General features: G+C 72.6%; 21 protein-coding genes. 7 read left to right on the top strand and 14 right to left on the bottom strand.

The window, feature by feature from the left end:
* Positions 1 to 51: 51 nt before the first annotated feature.
* The 5 genes from ACIF8S_RS13070 to ACIF8S_RS13050 form a co-directional block, all read right to left on the bottom strand.
* Positions 52 to 258, bottom strand: coding sequence for a hypothetical protein (locus tag ACIF8S_RS13070; RefSeq protein WP_399999123.1), 207 nt, complete (start codon positions 256 to 258; stop codon positions 52 to 54).
* Between the two features lie 280 nt (positions 259 to 538).
* The gene (gene gap, locus ACIF8S_RS13065; RefSeq protein ID WP_356788748.1) at positions 539 to 1,537 is read right to left on the bottom strand and encodes a type I glyceraldehyde-3-phosphate dehydrogenase; all 999 of its coding nucleotides are present in this window, start codon (positions 1,535 to 1,537) and stop codon (positions 539 to 541) included.
* 110 nt (positions 1,538 to 1,647) lie between these two features.
* Positions 1,648 to 2,604, bottom strand: coding sequence for a GlxA family transcriptional regulator (locus ACIF8S_RS13060; protein ID WP_399999122.1), 957 nt, complete (start codon positions 2,602 to 2,604; stop codon positions 1,648 to 1,650).
* Positions 2,605 to 2,632: 28 nt separating this feature from the next.
* Complete coding sequence (locus ACIF8S_RS13055; protein WP_399999121.1) at positions 2,633 to 5,365, bottom strand: tetratricopeptide repeat protein; 2,733 nt, start codon at positions 5,363 to 5,365, stop codon at positions 2,633 to 2,635.
* Between the two features lie 102 nt (positions 5,366 to 5,467).
* Positions 5,468 to 5,890 carry a DUF2000 family protein gene (locus ACIF8S_RS13050; protein WP_399999120.1) on the bottom strand — a complete coding sequence of 141 codons (423 nt, stop codon included), beginning with the start codon at positions 5,888 to 5,890 and terminating at the stop codon, positions 5,468 to 5,470.
* 49 nt (positions 5,891 to 5,939) lie between these two features.
* Between ACIF8S_RS13050 and ACIF8S_RS13045 the strand changes: the two genes are divergently transcribed.
* Entirely contained in the window at positions 5,940 to 6,767 is an 828-nt protein-coding gene (locus ACIF8S_RS13045) for an AraC family transcriptional regulator (RefSeq protein WP_399999119.1), read from the top strand.
* A gap of 51 nt (positions 6,768 to 6,818) precedes the next feature.
* Here ACIF8S_RS13045 and ACIF8S_RS13040 read toward each other — a convergent pair whose 3' ends face one another.
* The 3 genes from ACIF8S_RS13040 to mshA form a co-directional block, all read right to left on the bottom strand.
* Positions 6,819 to 7,625: a hypothetical protein gene (locus ACIF8S_RS13040; RefSeq protein WP_399999118.1), complete on the bottom strand. Its 807-nt coding sequence runs from the start codon at positions 7,623 to 7,625 to the stop codon at positions 6,819 to 6,821.
* A 118-nt stretch (positions 7,626 to 7,743) separates the two neighbouring features.
* Positions 7,744 to 8,262: a YbjN domain-containing protein gene (locus ACIF8S_RS13035; protein WP_399999116.1), complete on the bottom strand. Its 519-nt coding sequence runs from the start codon at positions 8,260 to 8,262 to the stop codon at positions 7,744 to 7,746.
* Positions 8,255 to 9,592 carry a D-inositol-3-phosphate glycosyltransferase gene (gene mshA, locus ACIF8S_RS13030; protein ID WP_399999115.1) on the bottom strand — a complete coding sequence of 446 codons (1,338 nt, stop codon included), beginning with the start codon at positions 9,590 to 9,592 and terminating at the stop codon, positions 8,255 to 8,257. Before mshA ends, ACIF8S_RS13035 begins: the two co-directional genes overlap by 8 nt.
* Positions 9,593 to 9,811: 219 nt before the next feature.
* On the opposite strand from mshA, the gene ACIF8S_RS13025 reads away from it, so the two are divergent.
* From ACIF8S_RS13025 to ACIF8S_RS13015, 3 genes are all read left to right on the top strand, one after another.
* A complete protein-coding gene (locus ACIF8S_RS13025; protein ID WP_349799031.1) occupies positions 9,812 to 10,633 on the top strand; it encodes a class I SAM-dependent methyltransferase in 822 nt (273 codons plus the stop codon).
* A gap of 237 nt (positions 10,634 to 10,870) precedes the next feature.
* The gene (locus ACIF8S_RS13020) at positions 10,871 to 11,995 is read left to right on the top strand and encodes a C40 family peptidase (protein ID WP_399999114.1); all 1,125 of its coding nucleotides are present in this window, start codon (positions 10,871 to 10,873) and stop codon (positions 11,993 to 11,995) included.
* A 293-nt stretch (positions 11,996 to 12,288) separates the two neighbouring features.
* Positions 12,289 to 13,647, top strand: coding sequence for a PP2C family protein-serine/threonine phosphatase (locus ACIF8S_RS13015; protein ID WP_399999113.1), 1,359 nt, complete (start codon positions 12,289 to 12,291; stop codon positions 13,645 to 13,647).
* A 235-nt stretch (positions 13,648 to 13,882) separates the two neighbouring features.
* On the opposite strand, the gene ACIF8S_RS13010 is transcribed toward ACIF8S_RS13015, so the two are convergent.
* From ACIF8S_RS13010 to ACIF8S_RS13000, 3 genes are all read right to left on the bottom strand, one after another.
* Complete coding sequence (locus ACIF8S_RS13010) at positions 13,883 to 14,215, bottom strand: DUF2516 family protein (protein ID WP_078540800.1); 333 nt, start codon at positions 14,213 to 14,215, stop codon at positions 13,883 to 13,885.
* A 193-nt stretch (positions 14,216 to 14,408) separates the two neighbouring features.
* Positions 14,409 to 15,050: a hypothetical protein gene (locus tag ACIF8S_RS13005; RefSeq protein WP_399999112.1), complete on the bottom strand. Its 642-nt coding sequence runs from the start codon at positions 15,048 to 15,050 to the stop codon at positions 14,409 to 14,411.
* A gap of 77 nt (positions 15,051 to 15,127) precedes the next feature.
* Positions 15,128 to 15,625, bottom strand: coding sequence for a helix-turn-helix domain-containing protein (locus ACIF8S_RS13000; protein WP_399999110.1), 498 nt, complete (start codon positions 15,623 to 15,625; stop codon positions 15,128 to 15,130).
* 163 nt (positions 15,626 to 15,788) lie between these two features.
* Between ACIF8S_RS13000 and ACIF8S_RS12995 the strand changes: the two genes are divergently transcribed.
* The 3 genes from ACIF8S_RS12995 to ACIF8S_RS12985 all read left to right on the top strand — a co-directional run bounded on the left by ACIF8S_RS12995 (position 15,789) and on the right by ACIF8S_RS12985 (position 18,334).
* Positions 15,789 to 16,676, top strand: coding sequence for a GNAT family N-acetyltransferase (locus ACIF8S_RS12995; protein WP_399999109.1), 888 nt, complete (start codon positions 15,789 to 15,791; stop codon positions 16,674 to 16,676).
* A 52-nt stretch (positions 16,677 to 16,728) separates the two neighbouring features.
* Positions 16,729 to 17,637: an aminoglycoside phosphotransferase family protein gene (locus ACIF8S_RS12990; RefSeq protein WP_399999108.1), complete on the top strand. Its 909-nt coding sequence runs from the start codon at positions 16,729 to 16,731 to the stop codon at positions 17,635 to 17,637.
* 79 nt (positions 17,638 to 17,716) lie between these two features.
* Positions 17,717 to 18,334: a DinB family protein gene (locus ACIF8S_RS12985; RefSeq protein ID WP_399999107.1), complete on the top strand. Its 618-nt coding sequence runs from the start codon at positions 17,717 to 17,719 to the stop codon at positions 18,332 to 18,334.
* A gap of 13 nt (positions 18,335 to 18,347) precedes the next feature.
* On the opposite strand, the gene ACIF8S_RS12980 is transcribed toward ACIF8S_RS12985, so the two are convergent.
* From ACIF8S_RS12980 to ACIF8S_RS12970, 3 genes are read right to left on the bottom strand one after another with little or no spacing between them, the layout of a single operon-like run.
* Positions 18,348 to 19,184, bottom strand: coding sequence for a carbohydrate ABC transporter permease (locus ACIF8S_RS12980; RefSeq protein WP_399999106.1), 837 nt, complete (start codon positions 19,182 to 19,184; stop codon positions 18,348 to 18,350).
* Positions 19,181 to 20,248: a carbohydrate ABC transporter permease gene (locus ACIF8S_RS12975; RefSeq protein WP_399999105.1), complete on the bottom strand. Its 1,068-nt coding sequence runs from the start codon at positions 20,246 to 20,248 to the stop codon at positions 19,181 to 19,183. Before ACIF8S_RS12975 ends, ACIF8S_RS12980 begins: the two co-directional genes overlap by 4 nt.
* Positions 20,249 to 20,250: 2 nt before the next feature.
* On the bottom strand, positions 20,251 to 21,546 hold the full coding sequence (locus tag ACIF8S_RS12970) for an ABC transporter substrate-binding protein (protein WP_399999104.1): 1,296 nt from the start codon (positions 21,544 to 21,546) through the stop codon (positions 20,251 to 20,253).
* Between the last annotated feature and the right edge of the window lie 55 nt (positions 21,547 to 21,601).

The following is a 21,601-nucleotide window of genomic DNA, read 5'->3' as shown; positions in this document are numbered from 1 at the left end:
GGACTGAGGTGATGCCGAGCCGCGGGGTTGGCCGAACGCCGGGGCCGCCGCTCAGGCGCGGTCGCGCCGGGCGCGGACGTGGCGGATACCGAGGGCGGTGAGGGCGGCGAGGGTGAGGAGGCCGGTGGCCAGGTTCACCACGAGGGGGGCCTGGGCGACGGACGCGACGAGGTTCGCCACACCGCTGACGGCCACGACGGCCCAGAGGGCCGTGTGGGTGGCGGAGGTGTCGGTCGCCTTGGACTGGACGGTCGTCATGTCGGATGCTCCCGGGTCGAGTTCGCGGATCCGTTCCGCGTTCACCACGCTAGGGAGCGGGGAGTCCGGCGTCGCGCCGGGAAGCACCCCTGTCCGCGGTACAGCAGGCTGTACCGGAGGCGCGTGACGTGGGGGTGCGGCACTGGCGTTCCGGCGACGACCGGCGTGCCTGAGCACCCGCCCGCCGACGCGCACGCGCGTGCCCCCTGCTCACGGAGACCGTGGACAGGGGGCACGTACGCGACAGGGGGTCGGCTCTCCGTACTCGGTGGGCCGGCGCTCAGCCTCGCGCCAGCAGCTCCAGGGTGTCGATCACCCGGTTCGAGAAGCCCCACTCGTTGTCGTACCAGGCGACCACCTTGACGTGGCGGCCGTCCACGCGGGTGAGGGCCGAGTCGAAGATGGAGGAGGCGGGGTTGCCGGTGATGTCCGACGACACCAGCGGGTCCTCCGAGTACTCCAGGACGCCGGCCAGCGGGCCCTCAGCGGCGGTGCGGTACGCGGCCAGCACCTCGTCGCGGGTGACGTCACGGGAGACCGTCGTGTTGAGTTCGACGATCGACCCCACCGGCACCGGTACGCGGATCGAGTCGCCCGACAGCTTGCCGTCGAGGTTCGGCAGCACCAGGCCGATCGCCTTCGCGGCACCGGTCGTGGTGGGCACGATGTTCACGCCGGCGGCCCGGGCGCGGCGCGGGTCGCGGTGCGGGCCGTCCTGGAGGTTCTGCTCCTGCGTGTAGGCGTGCACGGTCGTCATGAACCCGTGCTCGATGCCGGCGAGGTCGTCGAGGACCGCGGCCAGCGGCGCGAGCGCGTTGGTGGTGCAGGAGGCGTTCGAGACGATCGTGTGCACGTCCGGGTCGTACGCGTCGGTGTTCACGCCGTACGCGAGCGTGACGTCGGCGCCGTCCGAGGGCGCGCTGACCAGGACCTTCCGCGCGCCGGCGTCCAGGTGGGCGCGGGCGGCCTTGGCCGAGGTGAAGCGGCCGGTGGCCTCCAGGACGAGGTCGACGTCCAGGTCGGCCCACGGCAGCTGCGCCGGCTCGCGCTCGGCCAGCACCTTGATCCGGTGGCCGTCGACGACGAGGGTGTCGCCGTCCACGGTCACCGGGCGCCCGAGGCGGCCGGCGGTGCTGTCGAAGGCGAGCAGCCGGGCGAGGGCGGCCGGCTCGGTCAGGTCGTTGACGGCGACGACCTCCAGGCCGCTGTCGCGCTCCAGCAGTGCGCGCAGCACATTGCGTCCGATGCGGCCGAATCCGTTGATGGCGATGCGAGTCATGAGTGGTGTCCCTTCCTCTCACCACCCAGGCTCGCGCGCCGCCGCCGCCGCTGACAGTGGCGGGATCGCCATGGTTCACAAGTATCCCGCCAGGCCCGGCGGGGGCCCCGCTACTCCCCCCGTGTGAACGTGCGCCGGTACTCGCTCGGGGTGGTGCCGAGGATGCGCTGGAAGTGCAGCCGCAGGTTGGCGCCGGTGCCGAGCCCGGTGTCGGCGGCGATCTGCTCGACGCTGCGCTGCGAGCGCTCCAGCAGTTCGCGGGCCAGGTCGACGCGGGCGCGCATCACCCACTGCATCGGTGTGTAGCCGGTCTCCTCGACGAACCGCCGGGAGAAGGTGCGCGGCGAGACGCCCGCCTGCCGGGCCAGCACGTCCAGGGTGAGCGGGTCGCCGAGCCGGTGCAGTGCCCACTCCCGGGTGGCGGCGAACCGCTCGCCCAGCGGCTCGGGCACGCTGCGCGGCACGTACTGGGCCTGGCCGCCGCTGCGGTAGGGCGCCGCCACCAGCCGACGGGCCGCGTGGTTGGAGGCGGCCACGCCGAGGTCGCCGCGCAGGATGTGCAGGCACAGGTCGATGCCGGAGGCGGCGCCCGCCGAGGTGAGCACGCTGCCCTCGTCGACGAACAGCACGTTCTCGTCGACCCGGACGCGCGGGTGCCGGGCCTTGAGGGCACGGGTGTAGTGCCAGTGCGTGGTGGCGCGCCGCCCGTCGAGCAGGCCGGTGGCGGCGAGCGCGAAGGCGCCGGTGGAGATGGCGGCGAGCCGCGCGCCCCGTTCGTGGGCGGCGATCAGCGCCTCGACGACGGCGCGCGGCGGGTCCTCCCGGTCCGGGAACCGGTACCCGGGCACGAAGACGACGTCGGCCCATTCCAGCGCGTCCAGGCCGTGGGAGACGGCGTACGCGAGGCCGTCGCCGCCGGCCACCAGGCCGGGCGCCGCCCCGCACACCCGCACCTCGTACGGCATGCTCGCGCGGGTCGTGAAGACCTGCGCGGGAATCCCGACGTCGAGCGGCTTCGCGCCCTCGAGCACCAGGACGGCGACGCGATGCAGACGGGGGGCGGGCACGGGGAAAGCCTACGCGGACGCAGCCGGCTCAGTCCTCGTCCGGCACCGCCACCGCACCGTCCCGCCCGTGCATGCGGACGAAGACCGGATTGGTCGCCGAAACCTCCCGTTCCATGGCGCCGGCTTCCTCGTCACGGCCCTCCGCTCTGAGGGCGCGGATCACGTCATGGGCGACAGCGGCCGCATTCCACTGGTACGCGCCGGACCGGTACACCTCCAGAGCGGCGTCGAAGTCGGCGTGCGCCTGCTCGTACCGGCCGAGTTCGCGGTGGGCCACGCCTCGCAGGTGGTGAGCCATGGAGCCGGCGTAGGCGTCGCCCGCGGCCTCGCAGGCGTCCACGGCGTGCGTGAGCGGCACCACGGCCTCCTCCGGGCGTCCGGCGCGCAGACGCAGCCACCCGACGTCCCGCTGGGTGTGGGCCACCCACATCGTGGCTCCGACCTGCTCGAACAACGTGAGGGCGGCGCGGACGGCGGCTTCCGCGTCCTCGAGCCGCCCCATCCCGGCCAGCACCCGGATCCGTGCGTTGTGCACCCGGCCGAGCCAAGGCCGCTCGCCCATGGGGCCGAAGATTCCCTCGGCCCGGCTGTAGCACTCGAGTGCCTTCTCCCGCTCACCGAGCAACCGGTAAATCTTGCCCAGGGCGTACTCGGCCTTCGCTTCCCAGAGGCGGTCACCGAGAAGGCGGAAGTCGTCGCGGGACGCCTCGAGCAGTGGGGCCGCCTCCTCCGGACGGCGCAGGTAGCCGAGCGTCTCCGCGAGAGTTCGGCGCAACCGGGCCTTCACCCTGAGGTCACCCGCTTCCTCCGCGATGCGCAGCGCCTCCCGCTGGCTCTGCTCGGCCAGCTCCGGCGTACCGGTCCAGCGTTGCAGTTCGCCCAGCAGTTCCAGTGATTCGAGGGTGTGCCAGGAGTCACCCGTGTCACGGAGCGGTGCGACCGCGGCCGCCATGCGGTCGAGCGCCGTGCGGTAGTCGCCCTTCACCGAGTAGACCCGCGCCACGACCATCGCGTCACGCGCCCGCACCGACCGGTTCGCGACGGCCTCCGTCGGGTCGTCGTCCTCCGACGACAGCAGGGTGAGCGCGCGGTCGGGGTCGCCCTCCGCCAGGGCGGCCCTGGCGCGGGCCCGGCGCAGTCCGGCCTGCACCCGTGACCGGGAGTCTCCCGGCACGGTGAACAGCCAGTCCGCGGAGTTGGGCGGCAGGGTGATGTCGTCGAGGAAGTAGGACAGGGCCTCTCCGATCTCCGCCGCGACAGTGTCGAGTCCCAGATTCCGAGCACGGTCGATGGCCCACTGGAGCCGCTCCTGCTCGGAGGCGACCCACTCGGCCGCCGCGGACGGCTCGTCCCCCAGCTCCGCCGCTTTTGCCGGGTCGACCTCCGCTCGCAGCTCGGGGGCCCGGTAGGCCGCCCAGTGAACCACCGCGTCCCGGTACGCCCCGACGAGCCGCTCCTCCAGCTCGTTGCGCTCCTCCGGGGGGAGTTCCTCGAATCGGCGAGCGGCGAAGACACGGATCAGGTCATGCATGCGGTAGGCGCCCTCGGTTTCCTCGCTGCCGTCGTCGAGTGCCTCCATCATCGCAACCTCCACCAGTTCGTCGCAGGCCGAGATCCCTGCCCCCCGGGTGGCCGCGAACCGGGTGAAGTGCCAGTCCGTCAAGCGACCCGGAGGCAGTGCGGCGAGGAGCGCGAGGGACGTCCGTGCGGCGGGTGTGAGGCTCTGGAAGCTGAACGTGAGACACGCGGCAAGGCTGCGGTTCCCATACCTCAGGTGGTCCAGGCGTTCGCGTTCGTTCTGCAGCAGGTCCCGCATGCGCGCCAGTCCCGTTCCGGAACGCTGCCTCACTTTGCAACCCACCAGCCGTAACGCCAGTGGGAGGTTGCCGCAGAAGCGGACGATGTCCATGGCTGCTGCCAACTCGGCCGCGACGCGCTCCTGGCCTGCGTAATGGGCGAGTACGGCGAGGGCGTTCCGGTCGTCGGGCAGGTGCACCGGAACGGGATCCCGTTGCGTGACGTTGTTGAGAGAGAGTGCCCGTCGCGAGGTGATCAGTACGGAGCAGCCCGTGCCGGTGGGCAACAGGGGCTCGACCTGGTCCGTGCTGTGCGCGTTGTCCAGCAGGAGCAGCAGCCGCTGCCCGGCGGTCAGTGTCCGGAACAGCGCCGAGCGGGACTCGCCGGTATCCGGCATGTCCTCCCGCGCCACATGGAGACTGCGCAGCATGTGTCCGAGAGCATCGCGGCTGCTGAGCGGCGTCGCCCTGTCGCCACGCAGGTCGAGGTAGATCTGGCCGTCCGGGTAGGCGTCCTTCACCTGGTGCGCTGCGTTCAGGGCGAGCGCTGTCTTGCCCACGCCGGGCTGGCCATGGACGACGACGAGCTTGGCCTGGCTCTCACCGGCGGTGGAGGCTGCGGTGCGGTTGCCCGGCGTCGGTACGTCACTGAGATGAACGCGTAACCCTTCCAGCGCGGTGGTGTCGCCGGCCAGCGCCTCTCTGGGCGGGAGTTCCCGGGGTGGCAGAGCCCGGGATGCCGCCGCCGCGTTCGTCGGGGCGGGTTCCGCAGTTCGATGGGCTTTGAGCGTCCCGTACGTCCCCAGAGCGGCCGCTGCGACAGCCGCCCCGCCGCAGACCGCCCACGCCGTCCGCCCCTCGAAGACGTCGAAGATGATGTCGCCGGTGAGGCCCAGACCTGCGACCACCCCGGTCGCCGTGGCCACCAGCAAGGTGTTGCGCCGTGCAGCGATCTCTCCCGACACGCGGCTGCCTCCCCCGATTCCGCCGGTCGCCGATGGTACCGATTCGACAGCGGCGCACGACAGGTGCGCGCGGAGCACGTACCCCGTCACATCCCCCCTCTCCTACGGATGCATCCGCGCCCCCTTCAGCGCCTTGTCCACCGCGTTGCGCGGGCCGTGGACGGCGAGGCCGGCCAGGTCCAGGTCGGTGGTGCGGACGGCGCGGACGGCCGCGCGGTTGGCCTCGTCGTGGCCGGTGGCGAAGAGGTCGGAGGTGAACACCGCGCGGGGCAGGGCCCGCGCGAGGGCGCGCTCGTGGGCGGCCTTCAGGACCTCCTTGGTGCCCTGGAAGACCAGCACGGGCTGGCGGAACATCGGCAGGTAGCCGACGCCGTCCGCGTCCTCGTACGGCTCGCCGATCAGCTCGGGGATCCGGGTGCCCAGGCCGCTGACCAGGAACGCGGTGACGTTGAGGCGCTGCCAGGGCTCCAGGTCCTCGCGCAGCAGGACGGCGATCTTCGTGTCGAAACGGGTGCTCGTGCTCATGCCGTGAGACTGCCGCCCGGGTCCGTCCCCGGTCTTGTACGTTGTTTGCATGCCTGCCCCGGCATCCCCGCCCCCGGAACCGGCGCCCACGAGCGTCTCCGCCTGGCGGCCCCGCCTCCCCGGTGTCGTCGAGGTGTTCCACGCCCGGTTCACCGAGTACGCCTACCCGATGCACGTCCACGATGCCTGGACGCTGCTCATCGTCGACGACGGCGCCGTGCGGTACGACCTGGACCGGCACGAGCACGGCACCCCGGACGACACCGTGACCCTGCTGCCGCCGCACGTCCCGCACAACGGTGAGCCGGCCACGGCCGAGGGCTTCCGCAAGCGGGTGCTGTACCTGGACTCCAGCCGGCTCGGCGACGACCTCATCGGGGCCGCCGTGGACCGGCCCGACCTGCGCGATCCGTTGTTGCGCCGGCGCGTCGGGCAGGTGCACTCCGCGCTGGTGCGGCCGGGGGACGAACTGGAGGCGGAGAGCCGGCTGACGCTGGTCGGGGAGCGGCTGCGGGAGCATCTGGAGTCGCGGGAGCCGGCCGCGCCCCGCCGCCCCGACCCCGTACTGGCGCGGCGGCTGCGGGAGTTGCTCGACGCGCGGGTGCCCGACGGGCTCACCCTGGCGGAGGCGGGCGCCGAGCTGTCGGCCCATCCCGCCCATCTGGTACGGGCGTTCAGCAGCGCGTACGGCATCCCGCCGCACCAGTACCTGATGTCCAGGCGGGTCGGGCGGGCGCGGCGGCTGCTGCTGGAGGGGTGGCCGCCGGGCGACGTCGCGTCCGCCGCCGGGTTCTACGACCAGGCCCACCTGACCCGGCACTTCCGCCGGCTGGTGGGGGTCACGCCGGGGCGGTACAGGAGCGCGGAACGCCCATGAGAAAGCGCGCCGTCGGGGGTCCGCACGCACGGACCCCCGACGGCGTACGCGTCACCTCACGTCGACGTGGTCCGCCGCCGACGTCGCCCCGCCGGTCGTGGTCGTCTGGCCGAACATCCAGCGCCAGTAGCCGTCCGCAGTCGCCTTCACCGTGGTCTTCAGGGACCCGGTGGAGTTCGCCCGCACCGTCTTGACCGCCTTCCAGGTGGTGGTGCCCGCCTTGCGGAACTCGAGCCGGGCCGCCTTGCCTCCGTAGGCGGAGTAGGCGCGCTTCGCCCAGTCGGCGCGCGTCAGCTTGCCCGTGACGGTGAGCGTCCTGTTCTTGACCACCGGCTCGGGCGAGGCGTTGACCGTGGCCCGGGCGGCCCGCTTGACCTGGAGGGTGGCCGAGCTGTTCAGGTACCCGTGCTTGGTCTTGCCCTTCACGTCCAGGAGGGCGACGAACGCCAGCTTCCACGTCGTGGCGTCCGCGGCCGAGTCGAGGTTCTCGCGGGGCCGGATGCGCAGCGTCCCCTCGCAGTTCGCGGCGCGCGAGCCGTCCTCGTGGCACGTGATCATGTCGTGGAGGAGGACCTGGTTGCCCGGGCCCTCGTAGGCTTTGACCGCCGTCGTGCCGTGGTACATGAACGGCATGGCCGACGCGGTGCTGATGGTGTGCCCGGCGGGCCAGGTCACCCGGAAGCTGATCGTCGGGTACTTCGTCTCGGTGGTGCCCACCACGATGGGCTTGCCCTTGTTCACGACCACCTTCGACACCTTGATGCCGGTGTCGGCGGCCTGGGCGGGCTGAGCGGTCAGCGCCCCGAGGGCGATCGTTCCGCCGAGCACCGCCGCCAGGGCGGATCTGCCAGTGCGCATGCACGTCCTCTTCATGCATGGGACCCCCGTGTCCGGGGCCCGGATCGCGGCAGGCTAGCAGCCCGCTTCCGCACGCCAGTTCGGACCCCGCCGTCATACGGTCACACAACGCGCGGAGTCAGCCCTCCGAGGGCCGCTCCAGCAGATGCGTGAACGCGTCCAGATTGCGGGTCGGCTCGCCGCGTGACACCCGCCACTCGTACTCCTTGCGGATGGCGGAGGCGAAGCCCAGTTCCAGCAGGGTGTTGAAGCTGCCGTCGGCGGCCTCGAGCACCTGGCCGAGCAGCCGGTCGACCTCCTCCGGGGTGACCGCGGGCAGCGGCAGCCGGCCGCTGACGTAGATGTCGCCGAGCGGGTCGACGGCGTAACTCACGCCGAACAGCTTGAGGTTGCGCTCCAGGAGCCAGCGGTGGACGCCGGACTCGTTCTCGTCGGGGTGGCGGATGACGAAGGCGTTGAGGGACAGCGTGTGCCGGCCGACGATCAGGGAGACCGTCGTGGACAGTTTGCGGGTGCCGGGGAGTTTCACCACGTAGGTGCCGGAGGCGGGGCTCTCCCACTCCAGCTCGGCGTCCTTCAGCACGCCCTCGATGACCTGTGCCGCCCGCTGCTCTGCTTCCGCCGCCTTGTCAGCCATGGTGGGAGCGTACGTGACGGCGGTGGGCCTGGGTCGCGGCCGTGTAGACGTCGGCCGTGGCGGCGGCCGCCGCGTCCCAGCCGAAGGACCGGGCGTGCCGGGCGGCGGCCTCTCCCATCCGGGCGGCGAGCTCCGGCCGGTCGGCGAAGTCCTCCAGCACGCGCGCGTACGCGGCCGGGTCGTGGCCCCGGACGAGGAAGCCGGTGTCTCCGTCCCGCACGGCGACCGGGAGGCCGCCCACCGCGGCGGCGAGCACCGGGGTGCCGGACGCCTGGGCCTCTATGGCGACCAGACCGAACGACTCGCTGTACGACGGCATGACCAGCACGGACGCCGCACGGAACCAGTCCGCGAGCTGCTCCTGCCCGACCGGCGGGTGGAAGTGGACCACGTCGGCGACGCCGAGCCGCGCGGCGAGTTTCTGCAGCCCCTCCGGCTTGGCGAGGCCGCTGCCGCTGGGGCCGCCGACCACGGGCACGCAGAGGCGGGAGCGCAGCTCGGGCCGCTCGGCGAGCAGCACGGCCACCGCCCGCAGCAGCACGTCGGGGGCCTTGAGGGGCTGGATACGGCCGGCGAAGAGCGGGATCAGCGCGTCCGGGGGCAGGCCCAGGCGGGCGCGCGCGGCGGCGCGGCCGTCGGCGGGGCGGAAGCGGCCGAGGTTCACGCCGGGGTGGACGACGGCGACCTTGCCGGGGTCGGCTGCGTAGTGCCGGACGAGTTCGTCGGCCTCCTCGGCGGTGTTGGCGATCAGCCGGTCGGCGGCGGCGACGATCTGGGTCTCGCCGATGACGCGGGCGGCGGGCTCGGGGGTGTCACCGTCGGCGAGGTTGGCGTTCTTGACCTTGGCCATGGTGTGCATGGCGTGCACGAGGGGGACGCCCCAGCGCTGGGCGGCCAGCCAGCCGACGTGGCCGGAGAGCCAGTAGTGCGAGTGGACCAGGTCGTAGTGGCCGGGGCGGTGGCCGGCCCACGCCTGCATCACGCCGTGGGTGAAGGCGCACAGCTGGGCGGGCAGGTCCTCCTTGGCGAGGCCCTCGTAGGGGCCGGCGTCGACGTGCCGGACGAGGACGCCGGGGGCGAGGTCGACGACGGGCGGCAGGGCGGCCGTGGTCGCCCGGGTGAAGATCTCCACCTCGATGTTGATCGCGGCCAGGCGCTGGGCGAGCTCCACGATGTAGACGTTCATGCCGCCGGCGTCGCCGGTGCCCGGCTGGTGCAGCGGCGAGGTGTGCACGGAGAGCATCGCCACGCGGCGTGGCCTGCGGTGCAGGCGCAGCCGCGACGGGGTGGCGGGGGAGCGCCGCCCGAGCCTCGCGATGTACTGGCTCACGTGGCGTTCCTCCTCGCTGCGTGCACGGCTGGGAGAGGGCGTAGTTCCCTCGGCGACGTCAACATCGGAACGTTGCGTTCCCATTTCCGCGCGGCGCCGTCGAGGGCGTTCTTTACCGAATCATTGCCATGAGTAGCTCAACCGTTCGACTGTGCGATGCGTGGCCGTGCGGTGCACGCGCCGCGAACCGGGTGCGGGTACCCCCGTACCCTCGTCCTCATGACACCGCGCCCCGCCTCCGCCCCCGTGGGCACGGTGACGCGCGGCACGACCAACCCGAACCGGCTGCGCCGCATGGACCGCTGGATCGCCGCCGCGCACGGCGCCGAACTGCGCCGGGCGGCCGACCCGCTAGCCGTCGACCTCGGCTACGGCGCCGCACCCTGGACCGCGCTCGAACTGCTGCACCGGTTGCGCACCGCTGCGCCCCGCACCCGGGTGGCGGGCGTCGAGATCGACCCGGCCCGGGTCGCCTCCGCCCGGCCCTACGAACGGGAGGGGCTGGTGTTCCTGCGCGGCGGCTTCGAGATCCCGGTGCCGGGCAACCCGCTGCTGGTCCGCGCGGCGAACGTGCTGCGCCAGTACGACGAGGGGGAGGTCGCCGGCGTGTGGCGGCGGCTGTGCGCGCGGCTCGCCCCGGCCGACCCGGCGACCGGATCGCGCGGGGGGCTGCTGGTCGAGGGGACCTGCGACGAGATCGGGCGCCGGCACGTGTGGGTCGCGCTCGGCCCGCAGGGGCCGCGCACGGTCACCTTCGCGACCCGGCTGGGCTCCCTGGACCGCCCTTCCGACCTGGCGGAACGCCTGCCCAAGGCGCTCATCCACCGCAACGTCCCGGGCGAGCCGGTGCACGCCTTCCTGCGCGACTTCGACCGCGCCTGGGCGGCCGCCGCGCCCTACGCCTCCTACGGCGCGCGGCAGCGCTGGATCCGCACCGTGCGGGACCTCACGGCCGACTGGCCTGTGACGGACGGGCCGGCGCGGTGGCGTCAGGGCGAAGTCACCGTGCGATGGGAGGCGTTGGCGCCCAAGGGCTGGTGACGGCCCCGGCAGCCGCGCCCAAGGGCTGGTGACGGCCCCGGCAGCCCCGCCCGCACCCCTTCCGACCGGGAACGATCTCCCACGGCCGTACGTCACACGGGCGGGATGACCGTCGTACGGGGACCACCGTGACGGAAAGGGTGTTATCCACACCCTCTGTCGCTTCGGGCGCCGACATGGCAGCATCCACCCGGCAGCGAAAAGTTACTGACGATTAACCAGGCGGGGGTGGCACGCATGGGGGCGGGCAAACGCGGGGTGCTGACGACGGCCGTGACCGTGGTCTGCGCGGTGACCGTACTGGCCGCGCCCGGTACGGCGTTCGCGGCTCCCACTCCCCCACCGGACCCGGGCGCCACCGCGAGCGTCACCGTGGTCACCAGCGACCAGGAACTCGAGGCGGTCCGCAAGAAGCTCGAGAAGCTGTACCGCGCGGCCGCCAAGGCCACCGACGAGTACAACGCCGCCGAGGAGAAGGCCAAGCTGCAGACCGCCCAGGTCGTCCGGCTGGCGAAGAGAATCGTCGAGGGCCGGGAGAAGCTCGCCGGCCTCAAGGACCGCGCGGGTGCCGCGGCCGCCGCCCAGTACCGGGGCGGCGGGCTGCCGCCCGAGGCACACCTGGTGCTGAGCGACGACCCTCAGGACTTCCTCGACGGCGCGGGACGGGTCCGCCAGGGCGAGCACGCCACCAGGGGCCTGATCGGGGAAATGACCCGCACCCAGCAGGACTTGGAGCAGTACGCCGAGGACGCCCGGGTGCAGATGCGGAAGCTGGAGGCGGGCCGCAAGGCCAAGGCCGCGGCGCAGAAGCGCATCGAGAAGCAGATCGAGGCGGCCGAGAAGCTGGAGGCCGAGCTCGAGCAGGAGGAGAAGGAGCGCCTGGCCCGGCTGGAGCTGCGCGCCGCCGCCCGGGCCCAGGCCGGCTGGCTGAGCTCCGGCGTCCTCGACGACATCACGGCCAGGGCGACCGAGCAGGGCCGCAAGGCCGTGGCGTACGCCACCGCGCAGATCGGCAAGCCGTACCAGTGGGGCGCGGAGGGCCCGAACACCTTCGACTGCTCCGGACTCACCTCGCAGGCCTGGCTGTCGGCGGGCAGGGCCATCCCGCGCACGTCGCAGCAGCAGTGGCAGCAGCTGACGCGCGTCGGCATCAAGGACATGCGCCCCGGCGACCTCATCATCTACTGGGACGACGCGAGCCACGTCGGCATGTACGTGGGCGACGGGACGATGGTGCACGCGCCCCGTCCGGGGCGGACGGTGACGCTCGCCGGGGCCGGTTCGATGCCGATCCTGGGCGTCGTACGGCCCGATCCGGCCACCGGCCCGGACGAGGGACCGCGGGCCCCAACGGCCCGGTGACACCGGCCACGTGACCCATCGCACGTGGATCATGCGGCCGAACCCCCGCAGACGTGACGTTCGTCATTCCCGCGGCGTCTTCGGCCTGTCCAACTGCGGTAGCAAACGCGGCATATGACAGCGGCCGTTGGCCGGGCGGCGTGGTTCACACCATTCCGCTGCGGCGCGGTCACCCGCTATGGTCCCCGTTCGAAGGGGCATCCCCTGCCCGTGCACGAACGTGAACGCGGGGAACAGGACCGAGATCCGTCGCCCCCGCCATGCCCTCGGGGGGAGGGAAGGAACCCGGAACCATGCCCGCACCCGTACCGCGGCAGAGAGCGATCCCGGCCGCGGAAGGTGGTCAGGCGCCGGCCGCCGCACAGAACGAGTCCGCACTGGAGTTGCCCGAGAACCGGACGGCGGCCCCCCGTGCGGCCACCCCGTCCGACGACGCCCCGGCCCGGACCGGCACCACGCCGGACAAGGCCGAGACGACCACCCACACCCACCTGACGCTGCTGCTCATCGAGAACGACCCGGGCGGCTCGCCCGTCGTGCCCGACCTGGTCGACCAGTCCGGCCGGCCGATGCGCGTCCGCACCGCCCGCAACCTCACCGAGGCCGAGCGGCTGCTGACCGACGACGTCCACTGCATCCTGCTGGACCTGGCGCTGCCCGCGCCCGGCCGCGGCGCCGACGACGAGCTCGCCGTGCTCCGGCACGTCCTGGAGCTGGCGCCCCGGCACGCCGTCCTCGCCCTCACCGGCGCGGACGACACCGAGCGCGGCGCGGAGGCGGTGCGCGTCGGCGCCCAGGACTACCTGGTCCGCGACGAGCTGGACGGCCGGCTGCTGAGCCGCGCCATCCGCTACGCGGTGGAGCGCAAGCGGTCCGACTCCGCCGAGCGGCGGCTCGCCGAGGGCCGGCTGCGCGCCCAGGAGAACCGCCGGCTGGAGCGCGGCCTGCTCCCCACACCGCTGCTGGACGGCTCCCCGCTGCGCTTCGCCGCCCGCTACCGCCCCGGCCGCTCGCGCGCCCTGCTCGGCGGTGACTTCTACGACGTGGTCCGCACGCCCGACGGCACGGTGCACGCGATGATCGGTGACGTCTGCGGGCACGGCCCGGACGAGGCCGCCCTCGGCGTGGAGCTGCGCATCGCCTGGCGGGCGCTGACTCTGGCCGGGCTGTGCGGGGACCAGCTGCTGAGCACGCTGCAGCAGGTGCTGGAGCACGAACGCCCGGACGACGAGATCTTCGCGACGCTGTGCACGGTGGACATCGCGCCGGACGGCCGTAGGGCGGGCCTGTGCCTGGCCGGGCACCCGTCCCCGCTGCTGGCCAGGCCGGGCATGCCCGCGCGGCTGCTGCCGTACGACAACAACGGCCCGGCGCTCGGGCTGCTGCCGGGCGCCCGCTGGCCGCGGATGCAGGTGGAGCTGGGCGCCGAGTGGAGCCTGATGCTCTACACCGACGGCCTGATCGAGGGCCGCGTCGGCGACACGGGCGAGCGGCTCGGCCAGGACGGCATGGTGGAGATGATCCGCCGCCGGCTGGCCGAGGGCCTGAGCGGCGAGGAGCTGCTGCGGACCGCCGTGAACGAGGTCCGCGACCTCAACGGCGGGGAGCTGACGGACGACGTGGCGGTGCTGCTGCTGGACCGGACGCGCTGAGCGGCGCCGGAGGCCGCCTCGGACGCCGGCACGGTCTCGCGCCCGCGCGGCTGGGGTTCCGGAGCGGCCGCGGGCCGTCCTGGGCCGTTCGCGCGGTTCCCCGCGCCCCTGAAGGCGCCACGACGACCGCGCCCCGCGGGGACGCTGGGGCGTGGGGAACCGCCTGAGAAACCACGACGCACCCGCGGATACGACTCGGGGGCGCCCACCCGTGAACCCGGCGTGCCGGGTCCGGTCAGCGGCCGCCGTTGTACGGGCCGTAGGGGCCGTCGCTGCTGGAGCCACGGCGGGAGCGTCCGCCGCCGGGCAGACCGCGCAGCGCCGGGCGCACGTCGACCATGTACACGATCGTCGCGATCAGGCCGATGATCGGCAGGAACGACAGGATGTTGAAGATCAGATTCACCACGAAGGCGATGCCCAGGATGATCAGCCAGAACGGCTTGGTCTTCTTGTCCGCCGCGCGGTAGGCGTCCTCACGGCGGATGGCGGCGTCGATCAGCGCGAAGCCGCTGAACACGATCAGAGCCATGCTCAACAGCCACATGAAATTGGCGAAGCCCTGCATCAGCACTACGTCCACCACCCGTACTCGGCTCGTCCACCACGCCGTCGTCACGCACCGCGCCGGTCACGCCTGCGCCGTCTTCCGCCGTCACCGTACCCGCATCCGCCGGTCGGCTACCCGGAGAAACGGACCGGGCACCGCGTAAGTGCCCGGCCCGTGCGCCTTCGTCCCGCTCATGACGTCCGCGCGCGGCTCACTTCGCGGGCGGGGTCGTCTTCTTCGCCGTGGGCTTGCGGGACGCCGGAGCCTTCTTGGCCGCGGGCTTCCCGGGGGCCGGGGCCTCCGCGGCGGCGGGCACGTCCTTCTTGGCCTCCGCCGGGGCGGGGGCGGTCGCGGGCTTGGCCGGGGCCGGGGCCGGACGGGTCGCGGGCTTGGGCTCGACCGGCGGCTCGACGGCCACGGCGATGTCCTCGATGCCCTCGGCGGCCTCGCCGCGCCAGGTCTTCACGGCCTGCTCGCCCTGCTCGGCGAGCTTCTCGTAGGCCTCACGGGCCTTGACCGCGTACTCGGCGGCGACGCCCACGCTGCGCAGCGCGAGGTCCTGGGCGCTCTCGCCGAGCTTCTTCAGGTCGGTGTCCAGCGAGCCGAACAGCTCGTTGGCCTTCGTCTGCAGGGTCTCCTGCGTCTCGCGCACCCGGACGGTCACCCGCTCCTGGACGGCCTTGGGGTCGGTGCTGCGGACGGCCTCGATGCGGGCCGGGGCCTCGGTGCGCAGCTGCTCCACCAGAGCCGGCACCTTCCTGGCCTGCTGCAGCGCCAGGTCGGCGGTGCCGGCGGCGAAGTAGAGCGGCTTCGGGTCGCTGAAGGTCTTGCGCAGGTCGTCGGTGATGGCCATGGTGATGGTTCTCCCGGATGTCGTTTCGGCTGAGGGTCTGTGTGGTCCGCGGCGGGTGGCCGGTGCCCTGGTCCGGCTCAGCCGGCCGTCCGCCGCGGGTCACTGTCGTCGCCGACGGCTGCCTCGCCGCCGTGGCGCACGGCGGCTTCGCCGCCCTTGCTGGTGGAGGCCTCCGCACCCGGCCGGGGCCCGGCGGGAACCGCCTCCCCGTCCTCTTCGGTGCCCCCGAATCCGTTCTCCTTGCGGAAGGACTCGTAGATCTGCAGGAGCACCTGCTTCTGGCGCTCGTTCAGCGTCGGGTCGGCGAGGATGACGGCACGCGTCTCGACCTCGTCCCGGTCGCGCTCGGCGTCGAGGATGCCGGCGCGCACGTACAGGGTCTCGGCGGAGATGCGCAGCGCCTTGGCGACCTGCTGGAGCACCTCCGCGCTGGGTTTGCGCAGCCCGCGCTCGATCTGGCTCAGGTACGGATTGGACACCCCGGCGGCGTCGGCGAGCTGCCGCAGCGACAGCTGCGCGTTGCGCCGCTGCTCGCGCAGGTACTCACCGAGACCGCCGACGTTCAGGGATGCCATGCCTCCCACCATGACGCACCCCGCTAACAATTGCAAGCACCCTGCTTGCAAGAGTGCGCTATCGCCGGCGCGGGGGGCCTGGCCGCAGGTGCCCCGTGCCCCATGCCCCATGCCCCGTGCCCCGGTGGTTCCGGTGGGGCCGGTTCGTCCGGGAGGATGCGGCATGCGACCCGACGACTGGCACTTCACCGACGACGTCGAGGACTTCCTCACCCGGACCGGAGGCTTCCTACGCGCGCGGCCCGCCCTCCACAACACCGTGCTCACGGACATCGAGACGCTGCGGGCACCCGGCGCCGGGGCCTCGCTCCTCGGCCGGCTGGAGGCGGACGGCGAGGTCCGCGCGGTCTGCTACCTCACCCCGCGCGGCCGGCTGGGCCTCACCCCGCTCTCCGCCGAACGGACCGACGCGCTCGCCGCCCGTCTGGCCGGCCTCGGTCACTCCCCCGCCCAGGTCGTCGCGGACCACGACACCGCCGGTGCCTTCGCCGCGTCCTGGCAGTGGCACAGCGGCGCCGCCCCGACGCCGTTCTGGCGGACGCACCTGTACCGTCTCGGCACGCTCACCCCGCCGCGGCCACTCCCGCAGGGGCGCGGTCGCCGCGCGGGGGCGGGCGACCACGAGCGCGTGGTGCGGTGGTGCCGCGAGTTCTGCGTCGAGGTCGGTGAACGGCCCTCCCTCGAACTGATCGACGCCGGCAGGTGGGGCGCGTCGCGCTTCGCGGACCGGCACTTCACGTTCTGGGAGACCCCGGACGGCACGCCCGTGTCCCTGGCCGCCGTGACCCCGGTCGTCGGCGGCATGGTCCGGGTGGACCCCGTCCACACCCCGGCCCGCCACCGGAGGCGCGGCTACGCGGGTGCCGTGACGGTCGAGGTGAGCCGGGCGGCGCTGAGCGCGGGCGCCACGGACGTCGTCCTGTTCGCCGACCCGGCCAACCGCACCAGCAACGCCCTCTACCGGCGCGTCGGCTACGTCCATCTCGCCGACTTCGCCGGACACCGGTTCGCGTACGGCGGGCCGGCCGCCGGGCGGGGGCGGACCCCCTAGGGGCGGGGAAAAGCGCTGGCTTCCGGCTCGGTACGGCGTCGAGACTTCCCGGGTGACGCTCCACGAGAACGAGATTCCCGTCGACGAGGCGCTCGTCCGGTCACTGCTGCGGGAGCAGCGGCCGGAGTGGGCGGACCTGCCCCTGGCTCCCGCGGGCGCCGGCACGGACAACACCATGTACCGGCTGGGCGAGGACCTGCTGGTGCGCCTGCCGCGGACGGCGGACGGGGCGCCGTCCCTGCGGAAGGAGCAGGAGTGGCTGCCCCGGCTGGCGCCGCACCTGCCGTGCCCGATCCCCGATCCCGTCCACGCCGGGACACCGACCGACGCCTACCCGGTGCCCTGGTCGGTCCACCGCTGGATCGACGGTGAGGAGCCCGGTCCGGGCGCCGTCCGGGACTGGGCGGCGTTCGGCGCCGACCTCGCGGCGGTCGTACGGGACCTGCACCGCGTGGACCTGATGGGCGCGACGCGGGCGGACGGTCTCTCCTGGTACCGGGGCGGGAGTCTGGTCCCGTGCGACGAGTGGGTCGGCGCGAGCCTCGACGCCTGCCGGACCCTCCCGGGGCCGGTCCTCGACATCGACACGCTGGAGCGGCTGTGGCTGGCGGCGCTCGACCTGCCCGAGCCCTCGGGGCCCCACGTGTGGCTGCACGGTGACCTCAGGCCGGCCAACCTCCTGGCCCGGGACGGCGCGCTCCACGCGGTGATCGACTTCGGCGCCCTGTCGGTCGGCCACCCCGACGCCGAGCACGCCCCCGTCTGGGACCTCCCGCCCGAGGCCCGCCGGGCCTACTGGGACACCCTGTCCCTCGACGACCTCACCTGGCTCCGCGCCCGCGCCTGGGCCATCGCGGTGGGCGTCGCCGGCATCCCCTACTACTGGCACACGTTCCCGTCCTTCGCCGTCGAGTGCCGCAGCCGCCTGCGGGCGATCCTCACGGACGCGGCAACCCGCTGACCGGACGCTTCGGCGTGCTGCGCGACGCAACCGACCCGTTTTCGGCGGTGGTGGCCCTCGGTGACGGCAGACTGGCGCCATGACACTCGCCGACGCAGCCAAGGCCGACCTGCACCGTTATCTCCAGGAGGCCCGGGACGCGCTGGTGTGGAAGCTGGACGGGCTGACGGAGTACGACGCGCGGCGGCCGATGACGCCGACCGGGACCAATCTGCTCGGGCTGGTGAAGCACGCGGCCGGTGTGGAACTCGGGTACCTCGGTGACACCTTCGGGCGGCCGTCGGGCGAGCCGCTCCCCTGGCTCGCGGAGGGGGCGGAGCCCAACGACGACATGTGGGCCACCGCCGACGAGACGCGCGCCGACGTCGTCGGGATGTACCGCCGGGCCTGGGCGCACGCGGACGCCACGATCGGCGCCCTGCCGCTGGACACGACCGGCCGGGTGCCGTGGTGGCCGGACGACAGGGCCGAACTGACCCTGCACCACGCGGTGGTGCGCGTGATCGCCGACACCCAGCGGCACGCCGGCCACGCCGACATCCTGCGCGAGCTCATGGACGGCGCGGCGGGCGAGCGGGCCGGGAGCAACAGCCTGCCGTCGTCGGACCCGGCCTGGTGGAAGGCCTACCGCGACCGTGTGGAGCGGGCCGCCCGGGACGCCGCCGGGCCCGGGGGCGGGCACGACGGCACCCCGTGAGCCGGCGCCCGGCTCACCCCTTCACCGCGCCCGCCGTGAGCCCCTGCACGATGTGACGGCTGGCGAAGGCGAACAGCACCATCGTCGGCAGGATCGTCAGCACCGCCGCCGCGGACATCGAACCCCAGTCGATGTTGAAGCTGGAGATGAAGCCGTTCAGCGCGGTCGGCACCGTCTTGTTCTCGTCGCTGTTCATCAGCGTCACCGACAGGAACAGCTCGTTCCAGCAGTTGACGAAGTTGAAGATGAACGCGGCGACGATCCCCGGGCGCATCACCGGCAGCAGCACCCGGACCAGCGCCCCGAGCCGGGACAGGCCGTCGATCATCGCGGCCTCCTCCAGCGCGTCCGGGATGTTCTCGAAGAAGCCGCGCAGCATCACCGTGCAGAAGGGGATGCACACCGCGATGTAGACGAGCATCAGCCCGAGGCGGTTGTCGACCAGTCGGAGGTCGGTCATCAGCAGGTACAGCGGACCCAGCGCGATGAACGACGGGATCATCTGCGTGACCAGGGCCGCCATCAGCAGCGCCGACTTGCTGCGGAACTCGAAGCGGGCGAGGACGTACGCCGAGAGCGTCGAGATGGCGGTGGCCACCGCGCCCGCGACGGTCGCCACGACCAGGCTGTTCACCAGGTACGTGCCGAAGTCCGCCTTGCCGAAGAGACCCTGGTAGTTCTCCAGGGAGAACCGCTCGGGCCAGTAGGCGATCGGGAAGGAGAAGATGTCGCCCGGGCCCTTGAGGGACGTGACGACGATCCAGTAGAGCGGGAAGAGGGAGAAGACGAGCCAGAGGCCGAGGAACGTGAACTTGGTGGCCCGGCCGGCCGTGGTTTCCTTGCCGATCACGCCCGCACCCCTCGCTTCCCGAACTTCCCGGACCTTCCGGACCCCGCGCCGCCCCGGCGTCCCGCCCCGCGCTCCCGGGTCGCCAGCAGGAAGAAGACGGCGAACACCAGCAGGACCGCCACGACGATCAGGCCGAGCGCGGACGCCTTGCCGTAGTCGCCCTGCTGGGTGATCTTGATCATCCAGGTGGTCACGATGTGCGTCTCGTCGTTCGGCCCGCCCCCGGTCATACCGAAGATCAGGTCGGGGAAGTTGAAGATCCAGATGACCCGCAGCAGCACCGTGAGGGCCAGCGTCACCCGGATGTAGGGAATGGTGATCCGGAACAGCGTCCGGGCCTTGCCCGCGCCGTCCAGCGCCGCCGCCTCGTACAGCTCGTCGGGGATCGACTGCAGCGCGGCCAGGATCATGATCGCGAAGAAGGTGACCCCGTACCAGATGTTGGCGACCAGCACGGCGGTCATCGCGGTGTCCGGGTCGGCGAGCCAGGCGATCGGCTCGTCGATCAGCCCGGCCCGCTGCAGCAGGTCGTTGACGACACCGAACTCGCTGTTGAACATCCAGCGGAACAGGATGCCGATGAGGAAACCTGAGATCGCCCACGGGAAGAAGATCAGCGCCTGGTAAAGCCCGCGGAAGCGGAACCGGCGGCGCAGCCACAGCGCGATCGCGAACCCGATCACCAGCTGCGGCACGATCGAACCGACCACCCACAGCGCCGTGTTGCTCAGCACCGTCCCCCACACGGGGTCGGTGAAAACCTCCCGGAAGTTCTTGACCCCCACCCACGAGGTGTCCGTGAGGTCGGTCAGGTTCCAGTTCCGAAAGGCCATCTGGCTGCCGGCGATCATCGGGTAGTACGTGAACAGCGCCACGAAGACCGCCGCCGGCGCCATGAAGGCGGCGATGACCAGGCCGCGCCGGGTGGTGAACTCCCGCCGGCGGCGGCCTCCCGCGCCCCCTCGCCGGGGCGCGGCGCCCTCCTTGCGGACGGAGGGCGCCACCGGCGCGCCGGACGCCGGCGCGGACGTGCCGGACGGACCGGACGTGGACGTACCGGACATCGTCACTTCTTCCACTTCTCGGTCCAGTACGCGTCCCAGCCGGCCAGCAGGTCCTTCGGTGTCAGCTTGCCGAGGACCATCTTCTGCACGTCCGTGTCGGCGCGCTGCTGCCACTCCGTCCACCACGCGACGCCGCGCGGCTGGGTGACGACCAGGTACTTGTCGGGGTTCTCCGTCATGGTGACGTAGCTGGCCCACGGGCCGCTGCGGTAGAACGCGTCGTCGGCCGCCGACTTGAGGATCGGCACCAGGCTGTTCTCCTTGCTGAAGCGCGTGGACGCCTCTCCCTCGGAGAGGAACCGCACCAGCTTCACGGCCTCGGCCTTGTGCTTGCTGCCCTCCGCGACGCCCCACCCGGCGGTCGCCAGCGGCTGCACGGTCTTCCCGCTGGGCCCCGCCATCAGCGGCGCGGTGCTCCACTGCTTCTCGTCGATCGACTTCGACTCCGAGACGGTGGCGATGACCTCGGGGTCCTGGAGCAGGAACGCGGTCGAGCCGTTGGTGAAGCCCTCCACCATCTCCGGATAGCCCCAGGCCACGGACGACTTCGGCGACGCCTTCCGGAACAGCTCCAGGTACGTCTCCATCGCGTCCAGCGCCTCGGGCGCCGAGAAGATCGTCTTACCGTTCTTCAGCAGGTAGCCGTTGGCGGGGTCGATGTCGTCGGCGACGTACGCCTCGATGGCGGCGGTCGCGTTGCTGTGCGCGTTGGCCGCGCCGCGGAAGGCGTATCCGTAGCGGCGCGACGACGGGTCGTGGATCTTGGACGCCTGCTCCAGCAGTTCGTCCCAGGTGGCCGGGGGCTTGTCGAAGCCGGCCTCCTCGATCAGGTCGGTGCGGTGGAAGAGGCTCAGCCCGTAGAAGCCGTACGGGACGAAGTACGTGCGGTGCTCGGCGTCCTCGGCGGCCGCGACAGCGTTGTCGGTGAGCGCGTCCCAGCCCTTCCAGCCGGTCAGGTCCTTCTTCATGTCGTACAGCCAGCCGTTGTTCGACCAGGGTCCGACGGTGATGTCGCGCACCTCGAGGACGTCCACGCCGCTGCCCGACTGCAGCATCTGCTGGAGCTTCTGGTCGGCCTGCTCGGTGGGCGGCGAGACCAGGTTGACCTTGACCTTCGGGTTCTGCTTCTGGAAGTCGGCTATCAGGTCCTCGAGCAGGTCGGTGCGGGCGGGGTTGGTCAGGCTCTCCACCATGTTGAGGGTGACCGTTCCGCTCTCACCGGGGCTCATCGTGGAGCAGCCGGTCAGGGCCATCGCGGCGGCGGTGCCGAGCGCGAGAGCTGCCGTCCTTCTTCTCATCGTGCTGACCTCTTCCTTGGGTGAACGGGGGGGGACGGGGCGGGGGACCTTGCGG

The sequence above is a fragment of the Streptomyces sp. NPDC085937 genome (assembly GCF_044540535.1).
Lineage (GTDB): Bacteria > Actinomycetota > Actinomycetes > Streptomycetales > Streptomycetaceae > Streptomyces.
This window is presented reverse-complemented; position numbering and strand designations above follow the sequence as displayed.